This window comes from Rhizobium sp. 0TCS1.26 (genome assembly GCF_050455525.1).
In the GTDB taxonomy this organism is placed as follows: Bacteria; Pseudomonadota; Alphaproteobacteria; order Rhizobiales; family Rhizobiaceae; genus Neorhizobium.
In genome coordinates this window covers 1,096,453-1,110,023 of the sequence record NZ_JBCIYV010000002.1, presented here as the reverse complement: position 1 = coordinate 1,110,023, position 13,571 = coordinate 1,096,453, and the positions used below count along the sequence as shown (strand labels likewise).

Annotated in this window: 13 protein-coding genes; 2 read left to right on the top strand and 11 right to left on the bottom strand. The window is 64.4% G+C overall.

Annotated features, from left to right (window positions below; translation table 11 throughout):
- Nucleotides 1-56: 56 nt before the first annotated feature.
- Entirely contained in the window at nucleotides 57-1,667 is a 1,611-nt protein-coding gene (locus tag AAIH46_RS12605) for a glycoside hydrolase family 43 protein (protein ID WP_430306201.1), read from the top strand.
- A 48-nt stretch (nucleotides 1,668-1,715) separates the two neighbouring features.
- Here the strand turns inward: AAIH46_RS12605 and AAIH46_RS12600 are convergent, their stop codons facing one another.
- Complete coding sequence (locus tag AAIH46_RS12600; protein WP_430306200.1) at nucleotides 1,716-2,459, bottom strand: SDR family NAD(P)-dependent oxidoreductase; 744 nt, start codon at nucleotides 2,457-2,459, stop codon at nucleotides 1,716-1,718.
- A gap of 82 nt (nucleotides 2,460-2,541) precedes the next feature.
- Here AAIH46_RS12600 and AAIH46_RS12595 point away from each other — a divergent pair, with 82 nt between their 5' ends.
- A complete protein-coding gene (locus AAIH46_RS12595) occupies nucleotides 2,542-3,114 on the top strand; it encodes a TetR/AcrR family transcriptional regulator (RefSeq protein WP_430306199.1) in 573 nt (190 codons plus the stop codon).
- A 172-nt stretch (nucleotides 3,115-3,286) separates the two neighbouring features.
- On the opposite strand, the gene guaA is transcribed toward AAIH46_RS12595, so the two are convergent.
- The 10 genes from guaA to AAIH46_RS12545 form a co-directional block, all read right to left on the bottom strand.
- Nucleotides 3,287-4,864, bottom strand: a complete 1,578-nt coding sequence (gene guaA / locus AAIH46_RS12590) for a glutamine-hydrolyzing GMP synthase (RefSeq protein WP_430306198.1) — start codon at nucleotides 4,862-4,864, stop codon at nucleotides 3,287-3,289.
- 40 nt (nucleotides 4,865-4,904) lie between these two features.
- Entirely contained in the window at nucleotides 4,905-5,543 is a 639-nt protein-coding gene (locus AAIH46_RS12585; protein ID WP_430306197.1) for a 5'-methylthioadenosine/S-adenosylhomocysteine nucleosidase, read from the bottom strand.
- Nucleotides 5,540-5,989, bottom strand: a complete 450-nt coding sequence (locus AAIH46_RS12580) for a PaaI family thioesterase (RefSeq protein WP_430306196.1) — start codon at nucleotides 5,987-5,989, stop codon at nucleotides 5,540-5,542. Before AAIH46_RS12580 ends, AAIH46_RS12585 begins: the two co-directional genes overlap by 4 nt.
- Nucleotides 5,990-6,052: 63 nt before the next feature.
- Nucleotides 6,053-6,505 (bottom strand): TspO/MBR family protein, encoded by a 453-nt coding sequence (locus AAIH46_RS12575; protein ID WP_430306195.1) that lies wholly within the window; start codon nucleotides 6,503-6,505, stop codon nucleotides 6,053-6,055.
- A 55-nt stretch (nucleotides 6,506-6,560) separates the two neighbouring features.
- Entirely contained in the window at nucleotides 6,561-7,643 is a 1,083-nt protein-coding gene (locus tag AAIH46_RS12570; RefSeq protein WP_430306194.1) for a DUF1513 domain-containing protein, read from the bottom strand.
- 1 nt (nucleotide 7,644) lies between these two features.
- Nucleotides 7,645-8,754, bottom strand: coding sequence for an imelysin family protein (locus tag AAIH46_RS12565; RefSeq protein WP_430306193.1), 1,110 nt, complete (start codon nucleotides 8,752-8,754; stop codon nucleotides 7,645-7,647).
- A complete protein-coding gene (locus tag AAIH46_RS12560; protein ID WP_430306192.1) occupies nucleotides 8,754-10,337 on the bottom strand; it encodes a di-heme oxidoredictase family protein in 1,584 nt (527 codons plus the stop codon). Before AAIH46_RS12560 ends, AAIH46_RS12565 begins: the two co-directional genes overlap by 1 nt.
- 51 nt (nucleotides 10,338-10,388) lie before the next feature.
- On the bottom strand, nucleotides 10,389-11,663 hold the full coding sequence (locus AAIH46_RS12555) for an imelysin family protein (protein WP_430306191.1): 1,275 nt from the start codon (nucleotides 11,661-11,663) through the stop codon (nucleotides 10,389-10,391).
- Between the two features lie 146 nt (nucleotides 11,664-11,809).
- A complete protein-coding gene (locus AAIH46_RS12550; protein WP_430306190.1) occupies nucleotides 11,810-13,090 on the bottom strand; it encodes an RsmB/NOP family class I SAM-dependent RNA methyltransferase in 1,281 nt (426 codons plus the stop codon).
- Between the two features lie 69 nt (nucleotides 13,091-13,159).
- Nucleotides 13,160-13,522: a septal ring lytic transglycosylase RlpA family protein gene (locus AAIH46_RS12545; protein WP_430306560.1), complete on the bottom strand. Its 363-nt coding sequence runs from the start codon at nucleotides 13,520-13,522 to the stop codon at nucleotides 13,160-13,162.
- Nucleotides 13,523-13,571: the final 49 nt, after the last annotated feature.

Sequence of the window (13,571 nt, the reverse complement as noted above, 5' to 3'; positions counted from 1 at the left end):
ACGCGCATCTGCCGTGGCCGGCGCTGCAGGTCGAAGACCGTGAGGAGACTGACCCAATGATCCGCAACCCCATCCTGCCCGGGTTCAATCCGGACCCGTCCATCTGCCGTGTCGGCGAGGACTATTATATCGCCACCTCCACCTTCGAGTGGTTTCCCGGCGTGCAGATCCACCATTCCCGCGACCTGGCAAATTGGACGCTGGTGCGGCGTCCGCTTGAGCGCAAGAGCCAGCTCGACATGCGCGGCAACCCGGACAGCTGCGGCGTCTGGGCGCCGTGCCTCTCCTATGCGGATGGTCTGTTCTGGCTGGTCTACACCGACGTCAAGCGGCTGGACGGCAACTTCAAGGACGCCCACAACTACATCGTCACCGCGCCGACGATCGACGGCGAGTGGTCCGACCCGATCTACGTCAATTCGTCCGGCTTCGATCCGACGCTGTTCCACGATGATGACGGGCGCAAGTGGTTCCTCAACATGCAGTGGAACCACCGCACGGAAAGCTATGGCGGCGCACCGAAGCACCCGGCCTTCGACGGCATCCTGATGCAGGAATGGGATGCCGGGACGAAGAGTCTCAAGGGGCCGATCAAGAACATCTTCGCCGGCAGCCCGCTTGGTCTGGTGGAGGGCCCGCATCTCTTCAAGCGCAATGGCTGGTACTACCTGACGACCGCCGAGGGCGGAACGGGCTACAATCACGCGGTGACCCTGGCCCGGTCGAAGGCGATCGACGGTCCCTACGAGATACACCCGGACACGCATCTCATCACGTCGAAAGATGCGCCCGATGCGGTGCTGCAGCGGGCCGGCCACGGGCAATATGTCGAGACGCCGGAGGGCGAGGCCTATCACACTCATCTGTGCGGTCGGCCTATGCCGCCGCAGCGCCGTTGTACGCTCGGGCGGGAAACTGGCTTGCAGAAATGCGTCTGGCGCGACGACTGGCTCTATCTGGAGCATGGTGGCGTGGTGCCGGCGATCGATGTCCCGTCGCCGGGTGATGCCGAGCCTCACGCCAAACCGAAGCGGATCGACTATCGTTTCGACGGCCCGCAGCCGCCGGACGATTTCCAGTGGCTGCGCACGCCTGAGCCTGAGAGGATCTTTTCGCTGACCGACAATCCAGGCAGGTTGAGGCTCCATGGCCGCGAAAGCATCGGCTCGTGGTTCGAGCAGGCGCTGGTCGCCCGGCGCCAGGAGCACCACAGCTTTCGCGCCGAGACGGTGGTCGACTTTGCGCCGGAAACCTATCAGCAGGTTGCCGGGCTGACGCATTACTACAACCGCCACAAGTTCCATGCGGTGGTGGTTACCTGGCATGAGAAGCTCGGCCGGGTGGTGACGATCTTCTCATGCCCCGGCGACTTTCCGCATGCGCGGATGGTGTTCCCCGTGGAGAGCGGCGAACCCGTGCCCGACGGGCCGGTGCATCTGGCCATGGATATCCGCGACAACGACCTGCAGTTCTTCTTCCGCAGCGGCGAAGGCGGCAACTGGCAGCCGCTCGGCCCGCTGCTCGACGCCGGCGTCGTCTCGGACGAAGGCGGTCGCGGCGAACACGGTTCGTTCACCGGCGCCTTTGCCGGCATGTTCGCCTTCGACATTACCGGACGAGCCAAGCCCGCGGATTTCCACGGCTTCGTCTACGAGGCGCTGGCCTAAGCCATCCGTTGCCGCCGACCTTGAAGGGAGCGCGCCGTCTGTCTGCCCTCAGACGGCTGCGACGCCACCATCCACGAACAGTTCGTGGCCAGCGACGAAGCTGCTCTCCGCGGAGGCCAGGAAGAGCACCGCGCGCGCTACCTCGTCCGGCTGCCCCAACCGCCCAAGCGGCACACCCTGGTTAAGGGCGTCTTCCGCTCCCGGTCGCGTATCGAGATAGCTACGGATAAGGCGCGTCTCTGTGCCACCCGGCGCCACGACGTTGATGCGAATGCCGCGCGCCTTGAGGTCGGTCGTCCAGCTCCGCGCGAACGAGCGGACGGCTGCCTTGCTGGCGTTGTAGAGCGACTGGCCCGGTAGTCCTTTCGAGCCGGCGATCGAGCCATTGAGGACGATCGTACTTCCGTTGCTCATCAGCGGCAGTGCCTTCTGCACGGTAAAGACCATCCCCTTAACGTTGAGGCCGAACATCGTATCGAAGTGCGCTTCGTCGATCGCCTCAAGCGAAACGACCTCGTGAATTCCGGCATTGGCAAAAACGACATCGACCTTGTTGTGGTCACGCTCGATCCGTTCGTAGAGCCTCGTCAGGTCGGCATTTTTGGTGACATCGCCTTGTACGCCGACAGAACCGTGGCCGATCTGTTTTACAGCTTCATCGAGCAGTTCCTGTCGGCGGCCGGTGATATAAACTCTGCCGCCTTCCTCAGCGAACATTTTTGCCGTTGCCAGGCCTATGCCGTCGCTTCCGCCGGTAATGACCACGACCTTGTCTTCAAAGCGCTTTACCATCTGAGTATCCTTGCTGAAGTGGAGGGTTGCTCCACTTCAAATATGGAGGTATCCTCCATTTGACAAGTCCGAGAAGGTAAAAATGAGCGACGACCTTGATCTGCGGGCCGATGCGCGACGCAACCGCGAACGCATTCTCATTGCGGCGGAAGAACTGTTTCTTGAGCGGGGAGTAGGCGTTGCGCTGGAGGAGGTCGCAAAGCGCGCAAACGTTGGCATCGGCACACTGTATCGCAGGTTCCCGACACGCGAGGAGCTCTTGGCAGCCACCAGCAACGAGCGGTTCCTGTCGGTTGCGGCAACAAGCCGCCTGCGAGATCCGGAACACGATCCGAACACCGCAATACGGGCCTATCTTGAAGATCTCGCGCTAAATACCAGCATCTATCGGAGCTTTGCCGCATCTCTCGGGACGGTCATTCAGTGCGGCACGCCCGGTTGCAATGCGATCACCGCTGAAGGCAATCGCTTGCTTCGGCGCGCGCAAGAAGCTGGCATGATCCGGCGGGAAGTCACTTTCGACGACTTCATCACTGTTGTTATTGCGATTTCGATAGCGCTCGAAAAAGAGAGCTCTCCCAAATCGCGGGTTGCTCATCTGGTTGATCTGTTCCTGCACGGTATTGTCGTGCGTCATGGGCCCCATTTGCCCTGACGGAACTGTCGTTTCGCAGTTGATCAACTGGGGAGAAGTCCGGCAGCGAGGCCGCCGGACGTAACCTACGCCCACTTATGGATGTCGGTAGGCGGAGGCGAAATTGCATTTTTGAGTCCGTCACTACGTCGTAACAGAGCGTAGTTTCGGACACCCGCGGCTGGCAGAAAAATCATTCCCACTCGATCGTGCCGGGCGGTTTGCTCGTCACGTCGTAGACGACGCGGTTGATGCCGCGCACTTCGTTGATGATGCGGGTTGCCGCGCGGCCGAGGAAGTTCATGTCGTAGGGGTAGAAATCCGCCGTCATGCCGTCGACCGAGGTTACAGCACGCAGGGCGCAGACGAAATCGTAGGTGCGGTAGTCGCCCATCACGCCGACGGTCTGGACCGGAAGCAGCACGGCAAACGCCTGCCAGATCGTGTCGTAGAGACCGGCCTTGCGGATCTCGTCGAGGTAGATCGCGTCCGCCTTGCGCAGGATGTCGAGCTTCTCGCGGGTCACGGCACCAGGGCAGCGGATGGCAAGGCCCGGACCCGGGAACGGGTGGCGGCCAATGAAGCTTTCCGGCAGGCCGAGCTCGCGGCCGAGCGCCCGCACTTCATCCTTGAACAGTTCGCGCAACGGCTCGACGAGCTGCATGTTCATGCGCTCGGGCAGGCCGCCGACATTGTGGTGGCTCTTGATGGTGACGGACGGACCTCCCGAGAACGAGACGCTCTCGATAACGTCGGGATAGAGCGTGCCCTGCGCCAGGAAGGCAGGCGAGCCCTTCCCGTCTGCGGCAATCTTGGCGGCTTCCGCCTCGAATACCTCGATGAACAGGCGGCCGATCGTCTTACGCTTCACTTCCGGGTCGGAGACGCCGGCAAGCTCGGTGAGGAACAGGTCAGAGGCGTCCACGTGGACGAGCGGGATATTGTAGGCGTCGCGGAACATGCCGACGACCTGTTCGGTCTCGCCCTGGCGCATCAGGCCATGGTCGACATAGATGCAGGTCAGCTGGTCGCCGATCGCCTCATGGATCAGAACGGCCGCCACGGAGGAGTCGACGCCGCCGGACAGGCCGCAGATGACGCGCTCGGAGCCGACCTGATCCTTGATCTTGCGGATCATCTCGGCGCGGTAGGCAGCCATCGTCCAGTCGGATTTGAGGCCGACGATCTTGTGCACGAAGTTCGACAACAGCTTTGCGCCGTCCGGCGTGTGCACCACTTCCGGGTGGAACATCGTCGTGTAATAGCGGCGGCTCTCGTCGGCAGCGATGGCGAAGGGTGCGTTTTCCGACGTTGCGATGACCTCGAAGCCGTCCGGCAGCTCGGTCACCCGGTCGCCGTGGCTCATCCAGACCGGGTAGCGGCCACCGGCCTCCCAGATCCCGTCGAACAGCGGGCTTTCCTTCTTGATCTCCACGTCGGCGCGGCCGAATTCGGCAGCATGGCCGCCTTCGACGACACCGCCAAGCTGGGTGCAGAGCGTCTGCTGGCCATAGCAGATACCGAGGATCGGCACACCCGTCTCGAAGACTTCCTGCGGCGCGCGCGGCGAGCCTTCAGCCGTTACCGAAGCCGGGCCGCCGGAGAAGATGACGCCCTTCGGCTGCATCTTCAGGAAGGCTTCGCGGGCGTTCTGGAACGGATGGATCTCGCAATAGACCCTGGCTTCACGAATGCGGCGCGCAATCAGCTGCGTCACCTGGCTGCCGAAATCGATGATGAGGATGCTGTCGGGGTGCGCTATCTGGGTCATGGCGAGCCTTTAATGAAGGTTTGCATTTTTTGCAACTCCGTCAGGGCCGCAATTCGCCCGATTGCAGGGCCTCGGCCAGCCGATCAACGGCGGTTGCCAGCTTCTCGTCGATCACGTGCAGGTATTCGGTCCAGTCGCCGACATGGCGCAGCTCCGCCTTGCCATCGGAAATTCCCCGCAGCGCGACGAGCGGGATGTTGAACATCTGGCAGCTGCGCAGAACGGCAAAGCTCTCCATGTCGACCATCTCCGCATCAATCGCTTCGTAGGCGGCACCGGAGACGATGTTGGCGCCGGTCGACAGTGTGGCGCAGCCGAGGCCGGGGATCACATGGGGCAGCGGGACTGCTGCCGGCAGGTCGAGAAACGGCGTGCGGCCCTTCTCGAAACCGAGCGGCGAGGCATCCATGTCCCGGTAGGCGACCGAGGAGGCCTGATAGATCTCCGTCTGCTCCAGGACCCGCGAGCCGGCCGAGCCGAGCGAGACAACAAGATCTGGCAGAAGATCGGCGGCCGCCAGCCTCGCGAGGCAGGCCGAGACCGAGACGGCGGCTTCCACCGGTCCGACGCCGGTGATCAGCGGTTGGAAACGCGCCTGCAGATGCGGTCCATACTCGGCCTGCGCTGCCATGACGAACAGCACGGATCTGCCGCCGATGCGGCTCGGCTCGATCGTCATCCGCTGATGTCCTGGCGTCCGCGGATCACCATCATGCTGCCGCTCATCGAGGCGATCAACTTTGCCGGCCCGTCGCCGATCGCATAGGCTCGGCCGTCGGCGACGATGATGGTGGAGCCCGGCTTGGTGATCTCGCCGCGAAACAGAAAACGCTCGCCACGACCGGGCGACATCAGGTTGACCTTGAACTCGATGGTGAGGATGGAGGCTTCCGGCTCGATGACCGTATAGGCCGCGTAGCCGCAGGCGGCGTCGAGACCGGCCGCGATCACGCCGGCATGCAGGAAACCGTGCTGCTGGGTGAGCTTGACGTCGAATGGCATCTCGATCTCGACCGTCGCCTGTTCGATGCGCGTCAGCTCGGCGCCAATCGTGCGCATCGCCTCCTGTCGCTCGAAGCTTCGCTTCACCCGCGCGCGGAAATCTCCCGGATCTATGCCGTCCATGCCTGCCCATCCTGTTCGCAACCGCGAAACTCGCACGCCCGCCGTTTCGCTGCAAGCGAGGCCTCAGTTGAGGACGAACAGCGACAGATTGAGAAGCGTCGCAAAACCCACCCAGACTGCATAGGGGACAAACAGCAGCGCGCTGATACGGTCCCGGTGCCAGCTCGCGCGGATGAAGACGAGGATGGCGGCGAGCAGCGGAACGATGACGATCAGCCCGAGGATCGTGCTTTCGGCGCCGAAGAAGGCGGGCGTCCAGAGGAAGTTCAGGGCCATCTGGCCGAACCAAAGCTGCATGCGGCCGGATGCGGGGTGGGCGAGCCAGGTGCGGGCACCGGCAATGCCGATCAGCACGTAGAGCGCGCTCCACACCGGGCCGAAGATCCAGTTGGGCGGGTTGAATGGCGGCTTGGCCAGCGACTGATACCAGGCACCGGGAATATTGGCGACGCCGATCAGCGCCCCGAGCCCGACAACGACGGCGATGAACAGCACGTGGATGAGGATTTTCTTCATGGCCCGTCATCTAGGGCGGTGGCCAGGCTTCGCCAGCGGCCAGGCTTCGTAAGCGTTAGCCGAGGCGCACCAGGTGCTGATCCCAGGCAAGCTCGGAACGTGTCTCGGCAAGCCTTCCGGTATAGGATGAGACGGCAATGCGATCCGGTGACGGCGCCACGCCCGCCGCTTCCGCAACCGTCTGCTCCGAGACAACGCTCCCCGACCGAGCATCGAGAATGACCGCCGCATTGCCCTTCGGCGAGGTCAGCCCGACAAGCCCGGCCTTCCGATTGACGGCAATCGCCCCGACATAGTTGGCAAGCAGCCGCGTCGTTCTCTCCGGCAGGTCGACGAAGCGCAGGTCTTCGCCCGGCGAGAAATGGCCGGCAAGCGGCGGCAGGTCGCTGCGCGGCCCCTCGTATTGGCAGGCGAACCAGATCCGACCGGCTTCGTCCAGGTCCAGGTGGCGTGTCGACAGTTGCCGTAGCGCATCGGGCAGCGTGTGCCGCTGCATCGTCTCACCTGTGCGGGCATCGATGATCGCCAGCGATGGCACCATGCTGTCGAGGTTGAGCTTGGTGCGGCCGAAATCCGGATGCGTCTCGATGCCGCCATTGGCCACGATCAGCAGCCGGCCGTCGTCGGACACCGTCATGTCGTGCGTGCCGATGCCGCCGGCCTCGAACTCGCCGAGCCGGGTGAAATCGCCGCCTGCATCATAGAGCCCGATGACGCCGCGATTGCCGTCGAAATCGTTCTCGCTCGCATAGAGGATGCGCCCGTCCGGCGAAAAATGTCCGTGCCCGTAAAAGTGCCGGCCCTCCGGCGCATGGACTACGACCGGCCTCGTGCGGTTCGCCGGGTCGAAGATCATCGCAAAGGTGCCGGGCCGGCGGGCAAACGCGACAGCTTTGCCGCTCGCCCGGCAGAACGCCAGGCCATGTGCCCGTGACGGCAGGTCGATGCGGTCGATCACCTCGCCGCGCTCGCTGATCGTGGCAATGCCGAAACTGCCATCGGGTGAGCGGAAGCCCGCGGCATAGACGCTGTCGGCCCGCTCGAGCGCCAGCAACTGGCGCGGTGCGAGCGCCGACAGGAAGCCGATACCGGCGGCCCGGACGAAACTGCGACGGTCGATGGCGCCGCTGCGGATCATCTCAGTCTCCGTCGGAAAACGAGAAGCCGGCCCCAAGCCCGAGACCGCCGCCCAGCTTGTCGTTGAGCCGCAGGATCAGGTCCCGCGACGTCTGCAGGAGGGTATCCAGCTTCTGTCGCTGCTCTGGCTGGGCGACCGCAATCTCTACCTCCGGATTGACCGTCGAGACCACATGCAGCAGCGCATCCAGATCCGCATCGATCGAGGCGACGATGGGTTGCTGGTCGGGCTTCAGCAGTTCCTCGATGTCGGAGGTGTCGAGCAGCGTCCGGATACCCTTGAGGTTCGCGGCAAGCATCGGGAAGGTGAGATCGGAGCGCCAGAACAGCGCCTGACGCGGAAAGGTCTTGCCGGTTTCGCCCTTGTAGAAGGTCTCGATCCGCTGATCGCGCACGGTCTCGGCGGCATGGACCAGGATACCCAGCAATTCGGTGATCGCCTCGCCGGCGTCGTAGAAGCTGGCGCTTTCCCGGCCGGGGTTCTTCCAGTCGTTCTGCACGCCGTCCGGCTCGTCCCACAGCCGCGCCAGTTCGGTCGCCACCCGCTGCATGTTGCCGGCAACCGCAAGAGCGTAGCGGCAGCGAAAACCGTTGGGCTGCGTCGACAGCGTTTCGGCGTCTGTGCCGTAGAGCAGGAACTCCAAGGCTCCCAGTCCCTGCATGGCGACGCTCTTGGTCGACAATCCGTCCGGCGTCGTGACGATGTCGTCCGGCTTGGCAAGCAGCGCCTGCACCTGACGCAGGCCGGTTCCCTTGCGGTCGGGATAGAAGAGGATGCGTTCGAAGCGCGCCTCGTCGATCACCGGCCCAACGCGAACGATCTCGATCTGCCCCCAATCGAGGGCGGCCGTCTCGAACGCGTGGCGCGCAGCATTCAGCTCGTCCTCCGAGGGCGACGAGCAGAGGTGCAGCATGCTGTCGGTAAGCGTGGCGCTCGAAGCTGCGAATCGTCGATAGCCCGGCCGGATGAAGCCGTCGACAACCTTGGCCATCACCGTCTTCGCCTGGTCCATCGTCAACTGCGGCGCCGCGGCGGGCGGGGCATCCTGCGCCAACGTGGAGGAGGTCGAGGCCAGCGCGGCCACGAGGCATGCGGCAATCAGTCTGCGCATCAGAGCGACTCCAGAAATGCGAGAAGGGCCTCGCGGTCCTTGCGGGTCAGTGCAGCGAAGGCATCCCGGGCGGCGCCGGCCTCCCCGCCGTGCCACAGGATGGCTTCCGTGAGGCTGCGGGCTCGCCCGTCGTGCAGGAAGAAGGTATGGCCGCTGACAGCCCTGGTGAGCCCTATACCCCAGAGCGGCTGCGTGCGCCACTCACGACCGCCGGCGACACCGACCACCTGGCCATCCGCCAGACCTTCGCCCATGTCGTGCAGGAGGAAGTCCGAATACGGCCAGATTAGCTGGAACGCCTGCGCCTTGTCCGCGGCATCACGGCGGGTGACGTATTTCGGGATATGGCACGCCGGGCACCCTGCTGCATAGAACTGCGCCTTGCCGCTAAGGACGATCGGATCGCCAACATCGCGGCGCACCGGCACTGCAAGATTTTGCGAGTAGAAGGTCACAAGCTCCATGACCGGATCCGGCGCCTCGCTGTTGCCGAGACGAGGCTGGACGCCGGTCGGCAGCGCCCTGCAGTCGACTTCGGCAAGGGTGCAGTCGCAGAACGGGTCCGGCCGATCGGGTGTCGACAGGCCAAGATCCGCCGAAAACGCCAGGGCAACCTGGTCGCGCACCGTGGCGCTTTGCGCTTTTGCACCGAAGCGGCCGAGCGCAAGTCGGTCCGTGCGGTGGTCTCGAACGATCGCGGGCCGACCGGAGATACCATCGCCGTCGTCATCCTCTGGATCCGCATGGGCGGCGATGTCCGCCTCCGGGATCGCTTCGATGAGCCCCATGCCGAGCATCGGTGGAGCAACCCGCGGCGACAGAGTGGTTTCGGCATCGAGTGGCCCGTAGGCCAGCTTGCCGAGCGAGTAGGAAGGCCGGCGCAGCGACACCACAGTGCCATCGCCGAGCGTCACCGGCTGTTCCACGTATCGGATCTGCATCTCTCCCTCGGCGCTGAGCCCCGGAGCGGCAAGATCCTGCAACTGCTCACCGTAGGTAGGGTCGCCGAAGTTCGGCGCCGCGTGCCGCTCGAACGCTGCCCGCTCCTCCGCCGTCCGCGCCGGCCGGGCCAGCCGCAGCAACATCGAGGTATGGTCCGCAGCCCCTTCGGGCGGATGCCCGCGGCCGTTGCGGATGTGGCAGCTCTGGCAGGCGCGGGCATTGTAGAGGGGCCCGAGCCCGTCCGACGCCTGCGTCGAGGAGGGGGCGGCCACCCAGAGTTTGGAAAACAGCGCGCCGCCGAGCGCAAAGTCCTGCCGCTCGGGGAAGGGGATGGCCGACGACGGATGCGAGAACGCCGCTGCATTGATCCGGGCATTGGAGGATCCGGCGCCACCGGCCATCGTTTCGAAAGGCTCCGGCCTGGAAAAATCAGCGGTCGGGATTACCACCGACTTCACCCGCGCGTCGTCCGCCGGGGAGAGATCGGCGCGCGGGCCAAATAGCCCCGAGAAGTCGGCGTCAGTCGCAAACGCAAAGCCGAGCCCTGCGCCGGAAAGCCCGCCACCGGCGAGCGACAGGCTCAGCAACAGGGCTCTGAGGCCGGTTCTGGAGAGGGCGCTGTCAACCCGACGCTTGAGCATCTCGTCTCTGGGGCCGGCGGAAGCGATCTCCCGACGGCCGGCTCCGGTGGCTTACTGGAAGACCGCGTTCGGGTTGTCGAGGCTGTCCGATCCCTCGAGCTTCACCGTGCCGAGATCAAGCGCCGTGACGATCCGCTCGACCGTCTTCGTCTGGTCGATCAATCCGTCAATGGCCGCCTGAACGGTGGCGTTGCCCTCGGCATTGCCCTCGCCGATCATCTGGTCGTAGGCTTCGCCCTTCGCCGCACGATCGGCCATCGCCTGCATCGCCGATAGCGTCTTGTCGAGCTTGGCCGTCATCTCCTTGTCGAGTGCCGGATCCTTGGCCTTCACGAGATCGGACAGCGAAGCGCCGGTCAGCTTCTGACCGTCGAGGCGCGTGTAGGTGCCGTTGTAGGCCGAGGCGATGCCGATCGCATCGTTGAGGTGCGAGGCATGGGTATTGTCGGAAAAGCAGTCGTGCTCCTCTTCCGGATCATGCAGCAGCAGGCCGAGCTTCATCCGCTCGCCGGCCAGTTCGCCGTAGGAGAGGGAGCCCATGCCGGTGAGGATGGCCGTGAGGCCCTGCTTGGGATCGGCGGTGACCGCCTTCGTCGCGTCGCCGGCCGGCGCCCAGGCCGCGACCATTTCCTGCAGATCCTGCACCAGCAGCGTCGAGGCGGACTTCAGGTAGCCGGCGCGCCGGTCGCAATTGCCGTGCGTGCACTGTGCCTTGTCGTAATCGGTGAATGGCCGTTCACCGGCGCCTGGGCCGGTGCCGTTGAGATCCTGGCCCCAGAGCAGGAATTCGATGGCGTGGTAGCCGGTCGCCACGTTGGCCTCCACCTCGCCGGCCTCGTGCAGGCTGCGGATGAAGTCCGGCGTGATCTTCGAGGCGTCGATCGTCTCGCCGTTCACCGAGATCTTCGGGTTGGCGATGACATTGGCAGTGAAGTAGGCGTTGGCGTCGCTTTCCGTCCCATAGGCCGGATCGACGTAGTCGATGAGCCCTTCGTCGAGCGGCCAGGCGTTGACCCGGCCTTCCCAGTCGTCGACCAGCGGATTGCCGAAGCGGTAGACTTCCGTCTGCTGATAGGGGACGCGTGCGGCGATCCACGCCTTGCGGGCCGCAGCCATGGTCTCCGCCGAGGGCTTGGCGATCAGCGCATCGACCGCCTTGTCGAGCGTCTGCGCGGTCGTCAGCGCATCCTGAAATTTCGCATGCGCCAGGTCGGCGTAATGAGTGAGAACCGCGGCCGGCTCGGCAGCCGCCGATGGCGTGGCAATCGCGGAAGCCGAAGCCACCAGCGCAGCCAGGCTCGCTTTCAAGATCATCGTGCGGATCATAATCCCTCCTGCGGCAGTCTCTTGGCCGTCAGTCGTTGTCATGACCGATGATGATACTGGTGTCAAACAATCTAGTTTAGAACGCTTTCAGCCTACCGGGATGCCATGCGCAGGGCTGCCTTGCCAGTTACGAGCGAAGGCTTCTGTCAGGCGGATTTCTGCATGCGGCAGAAGAAGAAACCGTCGGTTCCGGTCAGTGCCGGGCTGAGCGTCAGGCTGCGGCCATCCGGTGCATGCGGCTTCGGTGCGTCGGCACCGAACAGCGTCTCCCAGACGGGCATCACGGGCACGGGGCTGAAGGACGGATTGTCCGAACAGAAGCGCGCGACCTGCTGGTCGTTCTCTTCCGGCAGCACGGAGCAGGTGACATAGATCAGCGCGCCGCCGGGGCGGACATAGCGGGCCGCGGATGTCAGTGCGTCGCGCTGCTGCTCCTGGCGTTCCTCGATGTTCTTCGGCGTCAGCCGCCACTTGGTATCGGGCCGGCGCCGCCATGTGCCGGTGCCGGTGCAAGGTGCATCGACGAGGACCGCATCGAGGCGGTTCTCGAACGTCGCAAGGTCGCGGGCATCGTCGTGAACCTGCACGTTTCGGGTGCCGGCCCGGCGCAGGCGCTCGATGATTGGCGCCAAACGCTTGCGGTCCGCGTCGTAGGCGTGCACCTGGCCCTTGTTGTTCATGGCTGCCGACAGCGCCAGCGTCTTGCCGCCGCCACCTGCGCAATAATCGAGAACCTGCTGTCCCTCGGCCGGCTGTACCAGATCGGCGACGATCTGCGATCCTTCGTCCTGAACTTCAAACCAGCCCTTCTGGAACGAAAGCTCGGCGGTGACGTTGGGAAGACGCGAGGCACCTTCGCCTGCGGGGATGCGCACCCCATGCCGGGCGATGGTCGTGGGTCGAGCGCCGGATCTGTCGAGTGCCTTGACGACCTTGTCGCGCGACGCCTTGAGCGTGTTGGCGCGCAGGTCGAGGGTCGGCCGACCAGCCATGGCCTGGGCTTCGATGAGCCAGCGGTCGCCGAAGCACCTTTCGAAGGAGGCGACGAGCCAATCCGGGATGTCGGCCTGGACGTTCGGCGGTGCATCTTCAAGCGATCGCGTCGCAAGGCCCGAGAAGTCAGGCAGGGCCGGCGCGAACTTGTCGTCCTGGAGTTCTGCGGAAAGCGTCTCTGGCGTATAGCCCCACTGGCGAAGCAGGACAGCATGGACCAGTGCCGTTTCGCTGTCGTCCTGCATCAGCCAGGCGTGGGAAAGCCGCATGCGCAACGCGTCATAGACGAGGTTGCCGATGGCCGCGCGGTCGCCCGAGCCGGCAAAACGATGCGACAGCCCCCAGTCCTTGAGGGCGTCTGCCACCGGACGTCGTCTGTTCTCGACATCCGTCAACACTTCGATGGCTGCTGCCATCCGTCCGCCCAACCGCATGCTGCGCTCCCCTGATTGCTCATGCGGCGTGTAAACGCGATCCTTCGCCAGAGCAAGGCCGAGGCCTGATCAGCTCATAACCTCGTAGCAAACCTGCGCGGTGCCGGACGAAACCATGCCGATGTTCTGCGCGGCGGCCTTCGAAAGGTCAAGCACGCGGCCGCGGATGAACGGGCCCCGATCGTTGACGCGGACAACGACGGTCTTGCCGTTCCGCTTGTTGGTGACCCGCAGCTTGGTGCCGAAGCCGAGCGACTTGTGCGCCGCCGTGAGCTTGGACGGGTTCATCCGTTCGCCCGACGCGGTCTTGGACGTCAGGGCATACCAGGAGGCGTGACCACAACCTGGCGCAGCGTTGGCGGATGCGGTGCCGATGAGCGAAGTGCATGCGATGGCTGCCGCGGCAAAAATTGAACTTTTTATGAGCTTCAAATCGAGGTGTCCCCTGTCAAGCAACTGCAATTTCGTGTGCGGCGGGCTT

Excerpts from the sequence above, each read along its gene's own strand:
- AAIH46_RS12600 (WP_430306200.1), bottom strand. The coding sequence starts at position 2,459 with ATGGTAAAGCGCTTTGAAGACAAGGTCGTGGTCATTACCGGCGGAAGC.
- guaA (WP_430306198.1), bottom strand. The coding sequence starts at position 4,864 with ATGACCCAGATAGCGCACCCCGACAGCATCCTCATCATCGATTTCGGC.
- AAIH46_RS12580 (WP_430306196.1), bottom strand. The coding sequence starts at position 5,989 with ATGGACGGCATAGATCCGGGAGATTTCCGCGCGCGGGTGAAGCGAAGC.
- AAIH46_RS12585 (WP_430306197.1), bottom strand. The coding sequence starts at position 5,543 with ATGACGATCGAGCCGAGCCGCATCGGCGGCAGATCCGTGCTGTTCGTC.
- AAIH46_RS12570 (WP_430306194.1), bottom strand. The coding sequence starts at position 7,643 with ATGATCCGCAGCGGCGCCATCGACCGTCGCAGTTTCGTCCGGGCCGCC.
- AAIH46_RS12555 (WP_430306191.1), bottom strand. The coding sequence starts at position 11,663 with ATGATCCGCACGATGATCTTGAAAGCGAGCCTGGCTGCGCTGGTGGCT.
- AAIH46_RS12565 (WP_430306193.1), bottom strand. The coding sequence starts at position 8,754 with ATGCGCAGACTGATTGCCGCATGCCTCGTGGCCGCGCTGGCCTCGACC.
- AAIH46_RS12550 (WP_430306190.1), bottom strand. The coding sequence starts at position 13,090 with ATGCGGTTGGGCGGACGGATGGCAGCAGCCATCGAAGTGTTGACGGAT.
- AAIH46_RS12595 (WP_430306199.1), top strand. The coding sequence starts at position 2,542 with ATGAGCGACGACCTTGATCTGCGGGCCGATGCGCGACGCAACCGCGAA.
- AAIH46_RS12560 (WP_430306192.1), bottom strand. The coding sequence starts at position 10,337 with ATGCTCAAGCGTCGGGTTGACAGCGCCCTCTCCAGAACCGGCCTCAGA.
- AAIH46_RS12575 (WP_430306195.1), bottom strand. The coding sequence starts at position 6,505 with ATGAAGAAAATCCTCATCCACGTGCTGTTCATCGCCGTCGTTGTCGGG.
- AAIH46_RS12605 (WP_430306201.1), top strand. The coding sequence starts at position 57 with ATGATCCGCAACCCCATCCTGCCCGGGTTCAATCCGGACCCGTCCATC.